Origin of the sequence: Anabaena azotica SJ-1 (genome assembly GCF_047275885.1) — a bacterium.
GTDB classification, from domain to species: Bacteria; Cyanobacteriota; Cyanobacteriia; order Cyanobacteriales; family Nostocaceae; genus Trichormus_B; species Trichormus_B azotica_A.
Genome location: NZ_CP178454.1, coordinates 1,542,104 through 1,556,828 on the forward strand (window position 1 = coordinate 1,542,104; position 14,725 = coordinate 1,556,828).

General features: G+C 39.7%; 14 protein-coding genes. 3 read left to right on the plus strand and 11 right to left on the minus strand.

The window, feature by feature from the left end; translation table 11 throughout:
* Positions 1-445 precede the first annotated feature (445 nt).
* Entirely contained in the window at positions 446-3,112 is a 2,667-nt protein-coding gene (locus ACLLO5_RS06640; protein WP_413174688.1) for a Calx-beta domain-containing protein, read from the plus strand.
* 59 nt (positions 3,113-3,171) lie between these two features.
* On the opposite strand, the gene ACLLO5_RS06645 is transcribed toward ACLLO5_RS06640, so the two are convergent.
* Complete coding sequence (locus tag ACLLO5_RS06645) at positions 3,172-3,591, minus strand: nuclear transport factor 2 family protein (RefSeq protein WP_413174689.1); 420 nt, start codon at positions 3,589-3,591, stop codon at positions 3,172-3,174.
* Positions 3,592-3,705: 114 nt separating this feature from the next.
* The gene (locus ACLLO5_RS06650; RefSeq protein ID WP_413174690.1) at positions 3,706-4,227 is read right to left on the minus strand and encodes an orange carotenoid protein N-terminal domain-containing protein; all 522 of its coding nucleotides are present in this window, start codon (positions 4,225-4,227) and stop codon (positions 3,706-3,708) included.
* A gap of 268 nt (positions 4,228-4,495) precedes the next feature.
* On the opposite strand from ACLLO5_RS06650, the gene queG reads away from it, so the two are divergent.
* Together queG and ACLLO5_RS06660 are read left to right on the plus strand one after the other, a co-directional pair.
* Positions 4,496-5,467, plus strand: coding sequence for a tRNA epoxyqueuosine(34) reductase QueG (gene queG / locus ACLLO5_RS06655; RefSeq protein ID WP_413174691.1), 972 nt, complete (start codon positions 4,496-4,498; stop codon positions 5,465-5,467).
* Positions 5,442-6,077, plus strand: coding sequence for an HAD-IA family hydrolase (locus tag ACLLO5_RS06660; protein WP_413174692.1), 636 nt, complete (start codon positions 5,442-5,444; stop codon positions 6,075-6,077). The genes queG and ACLLO5_RS06660 overlap by 26 nt, the downstream gene beginning before the upstream one ends.
* Before the next feature lie 186 nt (positions 6,078-6,263).
* Here the strand turns inward: ACLLO5_RS06660 and arfB are convergent, their stop codons facing one another.
* The 9 genes from arfB to ACLLO5_RS06705 all read right to left on the minus strand — a co-directional run bounded on the left by arfB (position 6,264) and on the right by ACLLO5_RS06705 (position 14,640).
* Entirely contained in the window at positions 6,264-6,677 is a 414-nt protein-coding gene (arfB, locus tag ACLLO5_RS06665; RefSeq protein ID WP_413174693.1) for an alternative ribosome rescue aminoacyl-tRNA hydrolase ArfB, read from the minus strand.
* 95 nt (positions 6,678-6,772) lie between these two features.
* On the minus strand, positions 6,773-6,928 hold the full coding sequence (locus ACLLO5_RS06670; RefSeq protein WP_413174694.1) for a hypothetical protein: 156 nt from the start codon (positions 6,926-6,928) through the stop codon (positions 6,773-6,775).
* A 2-nt stretch (positions 6,929-6,930) separates the two neighbouring features.
* A complete protein-coding gene (locus ACLLO5_RS06675) occupies positions 6,931-7,188 on the minus strand; it encodes a hypothetical protein (protein WP_413174695.1) in 258 nt (85 codons plus the stop codon).
* Positions 7,189-7,266: 78 nt separating this feature from the next.
* Positions 7,267-8,031 (minus strand): ABC transporter ATP-binding protein, encoded by a 765-nt coding sequence (locus tag ACLLO5_RS06680; protein ID WP_413174696.1) that lies wholly within the window; start codon positions 8,029-8,031, stop codon positions 7,267-7,269.
* 171 nt (positions 8,032-8,202) lie between these two features.
* Complete coding sequence (locus ACLLO5_RS06685) at positions 8,203-10,662, minus strand: filamentous hemagglutinin N-terminal domain-containing protein (protein WP_413174697.1); 2,460 nt, start codon at positions 10,660-10,662, stop codon at positions 8,203-8,205.
* Positions 10,663-10,799: 137 nt separating this feature from the next.
* The gene (locus ACLLO5_RS06690; RefSeq protein ID WP_413174698.1) at positions 10,800-12,017 is read right to left on the minus strand and encodes an ABC transporter permease; all 1,218 of its coding nucleotides are present in this window, start codon (positions 12,015-12,017) and stop codon (positions 10,800-10,802) included.
* Positions 12,017-13,486 carry an efflux RND transporter periplasmic adaptor subunit gene (locus tag ACLLO5_RS06695; RefSeq protein ID WP_413174699.1) on the minus strand — a complete coding sequence of 490 codons (1,470 nt, stop codon included), beginning with the start codon at positions 13,484-13,486 and terminating at the stop codon, positions 12,017-12,019. Before ACLLO5_RS06695 ends, ACLLO5_RS06690 begins: the two co-directional genes overlap by 1 nt.
* 270 nt (positions 13,487-13,756) lie before the next feature.
* Positions 13,757-14,350 (minus strand): TetR/AcrR family transcriptional regulator, encoded by a 594-nt coding sequence (locus ACLLO5_RS06700; RefSeq protein WP_413174700.1) that lies wholly within the window; start codon positions 14,348-14,350, stop codon positions 13,757-13,759.
* A 26-nt stretch (positions 14,351-14,376) separates the two neighbouring features.
* A complete protein-coding gene (locus tag ACLLO5_RS06705) occupies positions 14,377-14,640 on the minus strand; it encodes a hypothetical protein (protein ID WP_413174701.1) in 264 nt (87 codons plus the stop codon).
* Between the last annotated feature and the right edge of the window lie 85 nt (positions 14,641-14,725).

Consider the following 14,725-nt stretch of genomic DNA (forward strand, 5'->3'; position numbering starts at 1 on the left):
GGTTGCGCTTTCTTTAGACCCAACCTACGAAAACTCTTAACCAAGCAGTATTGAGATTTATCTATAATATAAAAATATATTTGTAGTATATAAAGTTTACATTTGCAAATATAATATTTGCTAAAGCATATCCGTTAATAAATTAGGTTTTGACAAGATATACCAAATATTTAGTATGTAGTTCAGGCATTTCAACGTGATTTTTTGCAGAATTTTGAGCAATGTCTGCGGTGAGAGGCGCGGTCTCTAATTATATAAACTTCAGGGTTAACAGCCTGAAACGACGCAATTCCGTGATATGCATAAATAAAATAAATTGTCAAGCGGATAATTTCTATACTTGATAAAAAATAAATACTGCTTATGGTTATAAAAATTAATTAGAGCTAAGATGTACGCAAACATTCAGTAAGAATGCGTTATCAAATTTATCAACAGGAAAAGTATGCCCGGAAGTACATTGTTAACTGCTGAAAACATTGGTATTCTCACATCATATAACTACAATGACTCTATCAGCAGTACAAGTCCATTAGACTATTACAAATTCTCCCTGACCAGCACAAATAATATTTCCTTAAAGTTGACTGGAGTCACACAAAACTATCTTTATGCCACAATCATTTACGACAGCAATAACAATGGCTTAATTGATAGTGGAGATAAAATTTACAATGATTACTGGGGTCCTAGTCGTACCAGTCCAGTTCTAAATACCACATTAGGAGCAGGGAATTACTATGTAGAGATTTCCCAATCCTCCGGCACCGTTAACAGCAACTATTCCCTACAACTATTAGCCACATCTGCACCAGGTTCGATCGCTTCTAATCCGGGCAACACACTCAGCACTGCTTACAATCTTGGGACTTTAGCAGGTAATCAGACAATCACAGAATTTGTTGGTAGTGTAGACCCAATAGATTACTACAAATTCTCCCTGACAGGTACAAACAATATTTCTTTACAGTTGAGTGGACTGACTGACAACTATCTTTATGCCAGAATTTATTACGATAGCAATAATAATGGCTTAATTGATAGTGGCGATTTACTTTACTCTGATTATGCAGGTTCGAGTCGCAACGCTCAAATTACCCAAACATTAGGAGCAGGGAATTACTACATTGGCATTTTCCAAGACTCAACTAACGACAACTCCAACTATTCGCTACAATTATCAGCCACATCTGCACCTGCTTCGATCGCTTCTAATCCTGGAAATACAACCAGCACTGCTTACAATCTTGGTACTTTAGCAGGGACGCAGACGATTACAGAATTTGTTGGTAGTGTAGACCCAGTAGATTACTACAAATTCTCCCTCACAGGTACAAATGAAGTCTCTTTACAGTTGAGTGGACTGACTGATAACTTTCTCTATGCCAGAATTTATTACGATAGCAATAATAATGGCTTAATTGATAGTGGAGAACAGATTTACTCTGATTACGCAGGTTCGAGTCGCAACGCTCAAACCACTCAAACATTACAAGCAGGGAATTACTACATTGGCATTTTCCAAGACTCAACTAACGACAACAGCAACTATTCCCTCACCTTAGTTAATATTACGAATCCAAATCCCACCACTACAGTCACCCTAGCTGTATCTCCTAGCAGCGTCGCTGAAGATGGAACTGGCAACCTAATTTACACTTTCACTCGCACAGGTAATACCACCAACGCCCTCACAGTCAACTACAGTATCGCTGGTACAGCAGCTAGTACCGACTACACAGGTGCAACACCGGGAACAGGAAAAACCATCACCTTTGCGGCTGGTTCGAGTACCGCAACTTTAATAATAGACCCCACCGCAGATACCACTGTTGAAGCTAACGAAACCGTAGCTTTAACCTTGCTTTCAGGTACAGGTTACACCATTGGTACAACTACTGCGGTAACAGGAACTATTACTAATGATGATACTTCTTCGGCTGTAAGTATTAGCATCAATGCTGACCAGACAATAGTTGAAGGTGCAGCTAGTCCACAGAATGTCCGGTATACAGTTACTCTTTCTGCTTCTAGTAGCCAAACTATTACCGTTCAATACACAACCAGTAATGGTACAGCTATAGCCGGTTCAGACTACACCAGCACTACAGGAACTTTGACTTTTACACCTGGTACTATCAGTCAAGTTATTGATATCCCCATTATCAATGACAATAATAATGAACCGAATGAAACCTTTACTGTCACCCTCAGTTCTCCTACTAATGCCAGTTTAGGAACTAAAACCACTGCTACCACAACCATTACTGATACCTTGAGTGCTTCTGTTACCACTACTTTACCCGCAGGTGTAGAAAACCTGACTCTCACAGGTGCAACAGCTATTAATGGTACAGGTAACGCCAATAATAACGTCCTCAGAGGTAATAGTGCCAATAACACTCTTGCAGGTTTAAATGGTAATGATACTTATGCTTTCCTAGCTAATACTGCTTTAGGAACTGACAGAATTACAGAAACTGCAACAGGTGGTAATGATACTCTCGACTTTACTGGTACTACTGCTGCTGTTAAAGCCAATCTTGGAGTAACTACTACACAGACGGTCAATAGCAATCTGAAATTGATCCTTTCTGCTAACAATGTCATTGAAAACGCCACGGGTGGTACAGGTAATGACCGTCTCACAGGTAATTCATTAAATAACCTGCTGATTGGTGGTGATGGAAATGATCAACTGCAAGGCTTATCAGGTAATGATATCCTCTGGGGAGGATCGGGTGATGATGTCTTGATTGGAGGAGTTGGTAATGATGAATTTCGCTTCCAAGGAAATGGAGTTTTTAACGCTAATTTAGGTGTTGATTTGATTGCTGATTTTGCAGTTGGACAAGATAAGATTGCACTTAGTAAAGCTACATTCAATGCCATTACTAACTCGGTTGGACAAGCTTTAACTGACTTTGCAGTGGTGGCAAATGATGATTTGGTAGATGCTAGTAATGCCCGCATTGTTTATAGTCAAGAAACTGGTAGTCTTTTCTATAACCAAAATGGTAATGTTTTGAATGCAGCTTCAGTTTTTGAATTTGCTTATTTAAGTAATCCTAGTCTTACTCTCAGTAGTAGTGATTTTCTGGTGATTGCTTAATATTTAGTCCTGGAATGTGAGTCAAAATGTGGTGGGCATTGCCCACCCTAATACTACTTTTATTCTGAAGGGATTAGTGCATATTCCTTATGAGGTGGACGCAAAGAAAGTAAGTCTTGGGGTGAGGCTAAAAGTTTAATTGTGGCTTCGATGATTTCCCGTTGTGGGTTGAGGATAAATAACCACGAAACATTAACACTGCACCAAGAAGTATGTGCTTTACCTGTAACTTGAGTTTGGATGTGGTGGTCTGGTAAATTTTCAGTAATTCCTTGCTGGGGTTCGGCTTTGATGTCCTGGGCTTCCCTGTTAAGATAGGTGAGAATAGTTTCTCTGCCAACAACCGCAGATTCTAATGGTGGATACATCACACCATCTTCAGCAAATAATTTAACTGTGGCTGTAAAATCACCTGCGTTTAAGGTGGTAAAATAATTCAGGATTGTTAAGTCTGTAATTCCTTCGATAGTAATATTCATGTTGTTAGGTTTGTTATAGGTTTTGATTTAATTTTACTTATAAAAAAATATTCCCAGATAATTACCTGGGAACAAAAATTTTAAAAGACATTGAGGTTGGGAGAGTATCAAAGATTAGTCAGCTAAGGGGTCAACGCCCATTTCTATAACTACTTTGCGGAAAACGGTGATTTGTTGTCCAAAATCCAATTCTTTGAGTGTTTCTAATACTTGTGCGCCATCACGAGAAATCTGATAACCTGCTGGTACAGGTACTACAAAACCCTTAGCCATTAATTCTGCTAATTCGTACCAGAAAGCTAATTTGGTGTTACCACTAAGAATTCCGTAAGAACGAGAGATTTGAGTATTTTTTTGAGCAGCTAAGTCACGCATGGCTTCCAACTGCTCTAAATGAGACATTTTTTTGATTTGATTCAACAAACCTTCTGCTAACTGTAATCTAGCAGCACCTGTAGCGGCTGGGGTGATGGATTTACCCATTTCTGTGTAAGCATACCAAAGCACGGCTAGTTGGTCATCTACGCTGAGGGCTTTGAATACAGCAATGGTGGAGGTAACAGCATCAGCTGTTTGGTTGTTGTAGTTGAAGCTGCTAGAAAAGCGAGTTGAAGCTGAATCAGAAGTGAAAGTCATTATGTTCACCACAGTTTATTAACTAAATAGTCTGTTAATTAGTGGGAGGTTGGCATCACTCTGGGTTGCTTGACCTCTTGTAAATTATTCTGCATTATTTCTTAACAAATTGCAAATAATATTTACATATAGATTGAGTAGCAAGATCAAATGTATATATCCAGGATATAGTGTATAATATGCGGCTTAGTTAAGTTGTAAGTTAAAGATGCACAAGACACTGTAGTATTGAATCAGGGTGTGTCTGGCAAAATGGCAGATAAAAAAAATGAATCAATGTGCTTTAAACAGCAGCTTGGTTAAAGAGAAAGCTCAGGAGTTAGGTTTTCACAAAGTTGGGATTGCTGCTATAGAAGGGATAGAGGAGAAAGATGCTCAAAGGTTGCAAGCATGGACTCAACTGGGTTATCACGCACAGATGGAATGGATGAAGAATCCCCAGCGTCAGGATATTCGGTTAGTGATGCCTGATGTGCGATCGCTTGTTTGTGTGGCGCTGAACTATTACACACCAGATCAACGTCCTGAAGGTGAAGAATACGCGAAAATTTCTCGCTATGGTTGGGGACGGGATTATCATAAAATCATGCACAAAAAGCTCAAGCAACTAGCTATATGGCTAGAATCCTGGAGTGAAGGTATTAAAGCCAGATACTATGCAGATACTGGGCCTGTGCAAGATAAAGTCTGGGCTGAAAGAGCAGGTATTGGTTGGATTGCCAAAAATGGGAATGTAATTACTAGAGAGTATGGTTCTTGGGTATTTTTGGGAGAAGTATTAACTAATATAGAATTGGAGAGCGATCGCCAAGCTACACAACATTGTGGAACTTGTACACAATGTATACAGGCTTGTCCTACTGGTGCAATTACCCAGCCCTTTGTAGTAGACGCTAACAAATGCATTGCCTATCATACCATTGAAAATAGGGCAGATACATTACCACCAACTCTTACACCCCATTTACAAGGCTGGGTAGCAGGTTGTGATATTTGTCAAGATGTATGTCCCTGGAATCAGCGTTTTGCTCAAGTAACTGATGTAACAGATTTCCACCCTTATAATGGGAATTTAGCACCTAAGCTGGTAGAATTAGCGCAAATCTCAGAAGAGGAGTGGGATAAACGATTTCCAGCATCGGCCTTACGGCGCATTAAACCAGAAATGTTCAGAAGAAATGCTCGTGCTAATCTTGATGCATCTAGGCTAAAGAATGACCCAGAAAGTAATAATATTTGATTTTGATGGGACAATTGCAGACACAGTAGAGGCTCTTGTCAGTATTGCTAATCGTTTAGCTATAGAGTTTGGTTATATACAAATTACTCCCAATGAACTTACACTTTTAAGGAATTTAACCTCTAGAGAAATTATTAGATATTCAGGTGTATCTCTGTTAAAAATACCTTTTTTAGTCAAAAAAGTGAAATCAGAGTTAAAAAATAAAATCACGGAATTAGAACCTATCTCTGGAGTGAAAGAAGCATTAATAGAGCTTAATCAACAAGGATATAGGCTGGGAGTTATCACTTCTAATTCTCAGGAAAATGTCACTGAATTCCTGAAATTTCATAACTTAAATTATCTCTTTGAATTTATATATTCAGGAGTAACGATTTTTGGCAAAACCACAATAATTAACAATGTATTAAGGCAAAAACAACTTAAACCTCAAACAGTTATTTACGTGGGAGATGAAACCAGAGATATAGAAGCTGCAAAAAAAGCGAATATCAAAGTAATTGCAGTGAGTTGGGGTTTCAATTCTTCAGAAGCACTAGCTAAACAAAATCCAGATTTTTTGATTCATCATCCCAGTGAATTATTAGATGTAGTGAAACATTGCTAAAAGCCCAACTCTTTTATAGTTGAGCATGGTCATAGCTCTATTTTGTTTAGGGCTTGCTTAATAAAGCTAAAATTAGGAGACTATTTACAATTATCGGATGAGGAATAACTAGCCGATTGCGACGCAAGCAGAAACAGGTAAAACTTCGAGTTTTTAAAATAACTCATTTTAAAATAACTCAAGATATCAATCTGTAATTTTACTTCGTAAAGCTTTAATTTCGCCGCGCTTGGTTTTGTTGTCAATACGTTTATTTTGAGCGCGGCGTGTGGGTTTTGTGGGTTTGCGTTTTGCAGGGGTAATGGTGACGCTTTGGATTAAGGTTTGGAGACGGTTGAGAGCATCTTCTTTATTTTGTTCTTGAGTCCGATGTTGCTGGGCTTTGATGACAATTATCCCGTCTTTGGTGATGCGTTGGTCTCCCAAATTAAGCAAGCGTTCTTTGTAAAGTGGTGATAGAGAAGAGGCGTTGATGTCGAAGCGCAGATGAATGGCTGTGGCAACTTTATTAACATTTTGACCACCTGCACCTTGAGAACGAATTGCACTAATACTAATCTCGCTAAGAGGGATAGAGGTTCTATTGGTAATTTGCAACATGGTGGTTTAAAGTCCTTGTAAAGGATAACAAATAAATCCCATTTGTAGAAAATGATGATCAAATGTAAAGACTTGCTTAATATTATATTTATTCATTAAAGTGTATAAAGTTCATCTAAAATATAGTTACTGCTAACTAAACGGCATTTTCTAGCAATTTGATTACGATAGATTAAGGCAGATTGATGATTGGTATCCCCAGGATCAGCAATTGCATACCACGCGCTGGTATCCACAAATAATTCTTGCATCACTATTTTTGATAGAGGTATTGGTCGTGATTAGTGGAAACATCAGCAACTTGACCTGATGGCGCGTCTTGTTCTAAAGATAAGAAAACATTCCAAGCATCTTCTTGAGATTCTGTCCATTCCTCCTTGTCTACGGATGAAATGCGAATTTCTCCCTGTTGAATGACGACTTGGACACGATCGCCTAAACCTGCTTCTTTTAACCAGTTTTGTGTGATCAAAAGTCCCTGTTCTAAATCAATGATTTGTGCTTGTGTCATAAAACTAGCAAGGATGCAAGGATGATTTTTGATTCGGGTAGTAAAAAACAAAATACAAAGGCTTTTCACTACCTATCATCAAGATACCACAAGTTGATTTAACTCTGCTGGAGTGAGGTGAGAATGTACCACTTCACCATCACGAAACCAAACAATGCGTTTAGTTTGACGCGCAACTTCTGTTTCATGCGTCACCATGACAACGGTGATACCACTAGCATTTAATTCACCGAAAATATCTAAAACTTCTTGAGTGGTACGAGAATCAAGTGCGCCTGTGGGTTCATCAGCAAGGAGAACAACGGGACGGTTGACAATGGCGCGGGCGATCGCTACTCTTTGTTGTTGTCCCCCTGATAATTGGGTAGGTTTATTATTGAGACGTTTTTCTAAACCTACTTTGATCAATGCTTCAATTGCCCGTTCTTTTCTTTCCCCTGGCTTAACACCAGCATACACCATTGGCAGCATCACATTTTCCATAGCTGTCAATTGGTTTAATAAATGGAATTGTTGAAATACAAATCCTAGCTTTTTATTGCGAATATGCGCCAATTCTGTATCACCGATTTGCGCTACATTCAGATTATCTAAGTAATAATTTCCCGAACTAGGACGATCTAAACAACCGATAATATTCATGGCTGTGGATTTACCAGAACCAGATGGTCCCATAATTGCACAATATTCACCCTCTTCTATCATTAAGTTGATATCATTTAGTGCTTTTACTTCTGTTTCGCCACTACCATAAACTTTAAAGATGTTCTCTAAACGAATAATTCCTGATTTTGGTGCTGAATTAGGAATATTTGAATCAGTGATAGTTAGAGGATTTGCCACAAATATTTATCCTTGATCAACCAGTAATTTTTTGTCTAACAAACACATTGTACAAAATACAATTAACAGCTATAGAGCATTAGATATTTTAATTCATTAGTTAAAAAGGTTATTTTATCCTGCATATATTCTTCCCCTTTTAGTAATTTTTATACCACTTATTTAGTCAAATTAATTTTGAGGTATAGCCGCACAGGTTAAGGCTGGTTGTACCTGAGTAGGAGATAGATTGGCGATTAATTCAATTTTGCCTTGAGCATTACGTCGCCAGCTAGTTGCTTGGACAGGAGTTTCTGGATATTTTGGTATTTGGGCTTGTACTGATTGTGTTTTGGGGAATCCAGAGAGATCACGAATATCAGACCAAGTGCGATCGCTCCTCACTTCCTGTATCGGATTTTGCGGTATGCCACCTCTACCAATGGCGACAAAACTACTACCAGTATTTACGGAACAGCTATTAGCGATTTGCTGCGATGGATCACTCACATTTGCTGGTAGTTCAACTAAGCTAAAATTGGGGTTAAGCCCAAAATTATGAATATCAACTGTACCGTTTACCCCAGACTGTGAACTGGCAGTAATATCATTTTCTGGTGTTAGTTGTGAACGATATTCTAATCCTAAAATCCCTCGAGTATTAATGTTAACATTACCACCTTTGCCTTGAATGGCATTGGCAACGATATCACTGTTTTCTCTGCCAAAAATGATCGGTGAATTAATGGTAATATTGCCTCCATTACCATTACCGCCAGCGGTGGCAGAAATCAAGCTATGCTGACGCATCAGCAAATAATCTTGTAAGTTTAATTTGACATCCCCTCCATTACCAGAAGCAGTGGATGCAGTGATGTTACCTTGTTTATCTAGAAGAATAGAGTTGGCGTTAATCTGTAAATCCCCAGCCTTACCGGGTCCATCGTTTCTCACAGTTATGTATGCCCCATCTGTGATCCTTAATAAAGGTGTGTTAATGATTAGGGAACCTGCATCACCTGTAGGAATCGGAGGAAGTCCAAAGGCAGCTTGAGTGATTGGATCGAGAATCTCTGCGGTAGAAACGATGCGAGTAGGCGTAATCGATCCGGCACCTCTACCTTTAATATCCACGAATTCAGAAGCATTAATTATTACACTACCAGATGAACCTGTAGCAACAGTATTAGACCCTAAAAATCCACCGTCTCGAACCACTAATCTGGATGTGTTAATGAAGGCGTTATTGGCATTTCCAGGACCGAGAGTTGTTGAAGTCAAGGCGCTCGGTGATAAGATCATCGAGTTGTTACCAGCAATTTCGATTAAGTCTGCTGCATTAACTCGTACCGTTCCAGCCTGTCCAAATCCTATAGTTGTAGAGGATAATCCAGCACCATTTAAAAGCCTTAAGTTGCCAGTTGTGACTGTAAGATTACCTGCATTGGCGGAGTTAACTGTGGTAGTTGAAATGGAGGACAATCTGATTGCATTGTTAGGGGCAAAGCCACTGATATCAATTGAACCTGCTACATTGACTGACATATTGCCCCCAGATGCTTGGGTAAACATCCGAGTCAAGATTAGTCCACCATTTTGGATCGATAGTTGTCCGGCAGATATGGTAATATCACCTGCTTGAGCAGTTCCTAAATTGTCAGTTTGGATAGAACTGCCAATGCTTCCATCGCTGACATTACCGATGAGATTCAAGGACTCAGTTGCCTTGATTTTAATACCCTCCGAGGCTGTTGCACCCAGATTCTGGATTAAAATAGCAGAACCATCGGTCAAGTTGATATTTCGGCCTTGTAATTGGATTGAGCCGCTAGTCCCACTGCTATCCAGCAGCGACTGCTGGGCGAGATGGATATCGTTGAATTGCCTTACCGTTGAGTAATCCCCCACCCACCCAGAAACAGTGGTATTGAGTCCCACTTGCCCATCACTGACACTTCCAATTTCCAGGTGTCCACCTCCATTAACAGCAGCAATACCACCGGAAAACTTCACCTCACCGCCGATTAGCATCAGGGTATTGCCTGTCCCTACTTGTAACCCGATAGGATTATTACTGCGATCTACGGGAGTAAAAATGCCCCCGATTAAGCGATGTCCAGTATTTTCCACAGCAATTCCCCCCGGATTTTGCCCCATTTGCAAACCCACAGGTACACTCATTGTTAGCAAGGCTGTACCCGAACTTTGAACAGCACTAAATTCTGCACCATCAGCAAATTTAATGCTGTTTGCTGTAGTCCCGATAAATGAACCACCTATATTTAAGCTGGCATTTTGCCCAAAAATAATTCCGGTGGGGTTGAGTAAGAATAAGTTGGCAGTACCCTTGGTACTAATTTCACCATCAATGTTGGAAATCTTGCCACCAGTCACCCGACTAAAAATATTTTGAATATCAGTAGCATTATCAAATGATGCAGAAACGCCACTAGGTAAGGAAAATTGGCTAAAGCTATGAAATAAATTGTTGCCTACACGAGTGCCGTTGATAATGAAGTAATTATTACTACCACTGATGACAGCCGTGTTGAGAGTGTTATCGACAGTGACTTGGGCGTGAACACCATTGTTGTCAACGGCACAGATGCAAATTGCACCAAGAACAGCAAACCCAATAAAAGTTAATTTCATGAAACTATACCTAATATATTACAGCAGAATATGGCTTACGCCATGCTACGCTATCAGGAATCAGGAGTAAAACAGGCTTTGTGTATAGGTTTGAATTTAGATATTGTACCTCCTAACCACGCAAACTGCTGTATTAATTAGGCGCTCCTTAATGCCACAATAGGATCAAGTTGAGCCGCACGACGCGCAGGAACTACGCCAAAAAATAATCCAATTCCGCCAGAAATTCCAACTGCCATTGTAATAGACGCAATCGAAATACTTGCTTCTAAAGGACTGATAGCTGCAATTAAAAGTATGCCACCAACACCAACAGTAGTTCCTACTACACCGCCAATTACTGAAACAATTACTGCTTCAATTATGAACTGAAGTAAAATATCCTGTTGGGTAGCACCTATCGCTTTTCTTAAACCAATTTCTTGGGTGCGTTCAGTAACAGAAACCAGCATTATATTCATAATGCCAATACCACCGACAAACAAAGAAATAGCCGCAATTCCTGTTAACATGATGGTCAAAGCACCGGAAATCTGACCTACTGTTTGCAAAGCATCCTTTTGAGTACGAATAGTAAAGTCATTTTCACCGACTAATTTATGTCTTTGTCTGAGTAAATTGGTAATTTGAAATTCTGCTGCATCCACGCTATCTGCATCTTTTGCAGAAGCCACAATATAGGTTACTTCTAATCCATAGGGAGAGGTTCTTCCCACCAACCGATTTGCTGATGTGAGAATGGGGACTAATGCTGATTCATCGTAATCCACACCCAGATTTGAACCTTTATCTGTTAGCACTCCAATTACTTGAAAACTGGCGTTTTTAATCCGTATCTGCTGACTGACTGGATTAGTATTACCAAACAATTTTTCTTTCAATTTTGCACCTAACACCACAACTTGATTGCTGCGCTTCATATCTATATCGGTGAAAAATCTTCCTGTCGCTACTTCAAAATCCCGCACTTTCAAAAAACTGGGAGTTGTACCAATAATATTGACATCGGTATTTCGGTTTTTATAAGTAACTACTTGTCTACTATTCAATTCTGCTGTGGTTGCTGCTATTGTGGGTACTTGAGTAGCGATCGCTTTGGCATCTTCTAAAACCAGAGTTCTGGTAACATCTCTAGAAACCCGCTGAGTTTCCTCGTTACCGGGAATCACAAATACAACGTTTGGCCCCAAGGAATTGAGTTGATTAGCTACAAACTTTTGTCCCCCTTCCCCAATCCCAATCATGGCAATTACTGAGCCATTACCGATAATAATACCCAACATGGTCAGGGCGCTACGTAACTTATTGGCTAGCAAGGTTTTACCCGCCATTTGAATGCTTTCTAGGAAGTTCATTATTTTTTCTCTTCTTTGGCTTTTTGAATTTTGTAATCTTTGGGCGGGTTCACAAATATCAAATCACCCTGTTTTACTCCCTCTAAAACCTGAGTTTCGTCTTTTATCTGCGTTCCAATCGTGATTTCTCGAAACTGGGGTTTATTATTTGCATCTGGTATTAGTACGCCAGTTTTACCATTTTCAGTCAAAATTGCTACGGTTGGTAAGGTTAACGCCTCATTAATGCGATCGCCTAAAAACGTTAAATCCACATTTAAGCCAGAACGCAGTTTATCTGCACCGCTATCAATCACCACCCGCACCTGAAAAGATGTCACACCTTGTTCCACCACCGCTTCAGGTGCAATCAAGCGTACACGACCTTTAAATACTTGATCTGGAAAAGCATCAGCAACAATTTCCACCTGCTGTCCCTGCTTAATTCTCCCAATATCAGCTTCTGGAACTTGAGCTAAAACTTCCAAACCCGTCGCTAAAGCCACAATTGAACTAGAAGTTGCTGACGTACTCGTAGAAGCCGAGGTTGTAGGCGTCACGAAAGCCCCTATATTGGCGTATTTTTGAGTCACAATCCCTGTAAAAGGAGCGCGAATAATGGTATCTTCCAACTGGACTTGCTGCTGTTTTAACTGAGCTACAGCAGCAGCTACAGACGCTTTAAGTCGAGCAATTTCTTCAGGACGGTTGCCATTTTCTAACTTTCGCAGTGCTTCTTGTTCTTGAGCAACTACCGCTTCCTGACTTTTAATATCTTCGTTGCGGTTGCCAGCTTTTTGCAGTGATAGTCGGCGTTGAGCTTCTTCTAAACTAGCTTTTGCTCTTTTATCTTCACTAATATATTGTTCTAGGGAATCTTGGGAAATAGCCCCTTCTTTAGTTAAACCCTGATAACGTCTTACCCTGGCTTGGGTAAGTTCTACTTGCGCTTTAGCTGAATCTACAGCGGCTCTAGCTTGATCAATTTCCTGAGAACGATTCCCCCCACGAATGATAGCTAACTGAGCTTTAGCTTGGGCTACACGGGCTTTAGCTTGGGCTATTTCTTCAGGACGGCTTCCTGCTTGACTCTCTGCTAATTGCGCTTTGGCTTGCTCTAAATTGGCTTGATATTGGAGAATTCGCATTTTAATCTCGGAATTATCCATGCGAGCAATAATTTGCCCCTTCTGGACTTTTTCCCCCTGTTCAATATCCAACTCGGTGATAATTCCCGGATTTTTAGGACTAATATTCACGCTTTGGACTGGTTGCACTTTCCCGCTGGCTGTAATCCTCACAGTCACGCTTTTTGCTGCAACTGGAACAGTGAGTTTACTAATGTCTTGTTTATTTGTGTTCTGATGTGTAACTTTCAGGGCTGTTGTTGTTCCAACAACTAAAACACCAGCAGTCATTAAGCCCATCAACCAGCGTAATGGATGCTTAACTTTTTTGCCAATTAACGGAATTTGTATGTACGTAGTCATCTTAATTATTTGGTGAGGTTTGTACTAACAACTAAAAATCGGTTTAATTCAGTAAAAATAACTAGAGAATTATTTATTAAATCTTCTTTTATACTACTACTTCTCAATTGAGTGCGCCATCAGCTGATTGGGTTAATTTTGTGAGTTGTGCTGAACCAATAGTGCTTGGTGACTGGAAAAACTCTTTATTTCGCATCACCCAAAAATAAAATGTAAGTAATCACTTATTAATAATCCAAAAAAAAGTTTGATTTAATTTGTGTTGTGCAATTAGTCTTGAATAGGTGCAATTCCTTCCCAGACAATATCCACCAGCTGCTCAACAAACATCAACTCATTTGTGGGTATATCGTCTAAGGGGTGCATTTGTTCTAAGAAAACAAAATTCATCAGTGAACCTAACAATATCATAGCAATAGTTTGGGGATCAGATGGCCGCAGTCGTCCTTGCTCTATTTCCTTTTCTAGAAAATTTGTGAATACCTTCAAATCCCGGATAGGTCTAGAATCTCGTTTATTTTTCATTTCTGGCATGGCATTACCACGGGAACGCAACATCATCAAGCGTGGTACAACTTGACGATTAAACTCTAAAATCTGAAGACATAATTTAATCAGATTTTGTTTCAGATTTCCTTTCCCAGATATAGCCTCTAGTTCCTTAACTAATGGAGATTTTTCCGGAATTCCCATTGACGCAAAGAAAAGTTCTTCTTTGGTGGTAAAGCGTTTGAAAATCGACGCTTCTGAAATTCCAGCCTTTTGAGCGATGTCTAAAGTGGAAGCACCAAAACCCTGTTGGAGAAAGATTTCACGGGCTGCATCTAAAATTTGCTCATTAGTGATTTTTGGTGTGCGTGCCATAAATAAGTGTGTATTCACTTATTAATTTACTCATTGTTGATGCTATTGTCAAGGATTAGGGGTAGTTGGCGTAGCAACCAATAACTACTTGTAGAGGTTACCAAAAAACTGGGTTTAAAGCCCCGTCCTTCGAGGACGGCTTTTTGGTATAATTCAAATGTTTCAGGTAGAATAACCGCCGATACAGGACGACTCAAAAGAGTGAAACACGACAGGTCGGAAAACAATAAAGACCACTCGGTGGCGAAAACGAGTCTAATCAAAGCTAGATAAATCAACTTTCGTACCATCCACCAGAAAACAAAATATTATTGTCAGTAAACGTATCGTGGGGCGCACGATAACGCTAGGCTTAGTATCCTAGTAAGTCTGGAG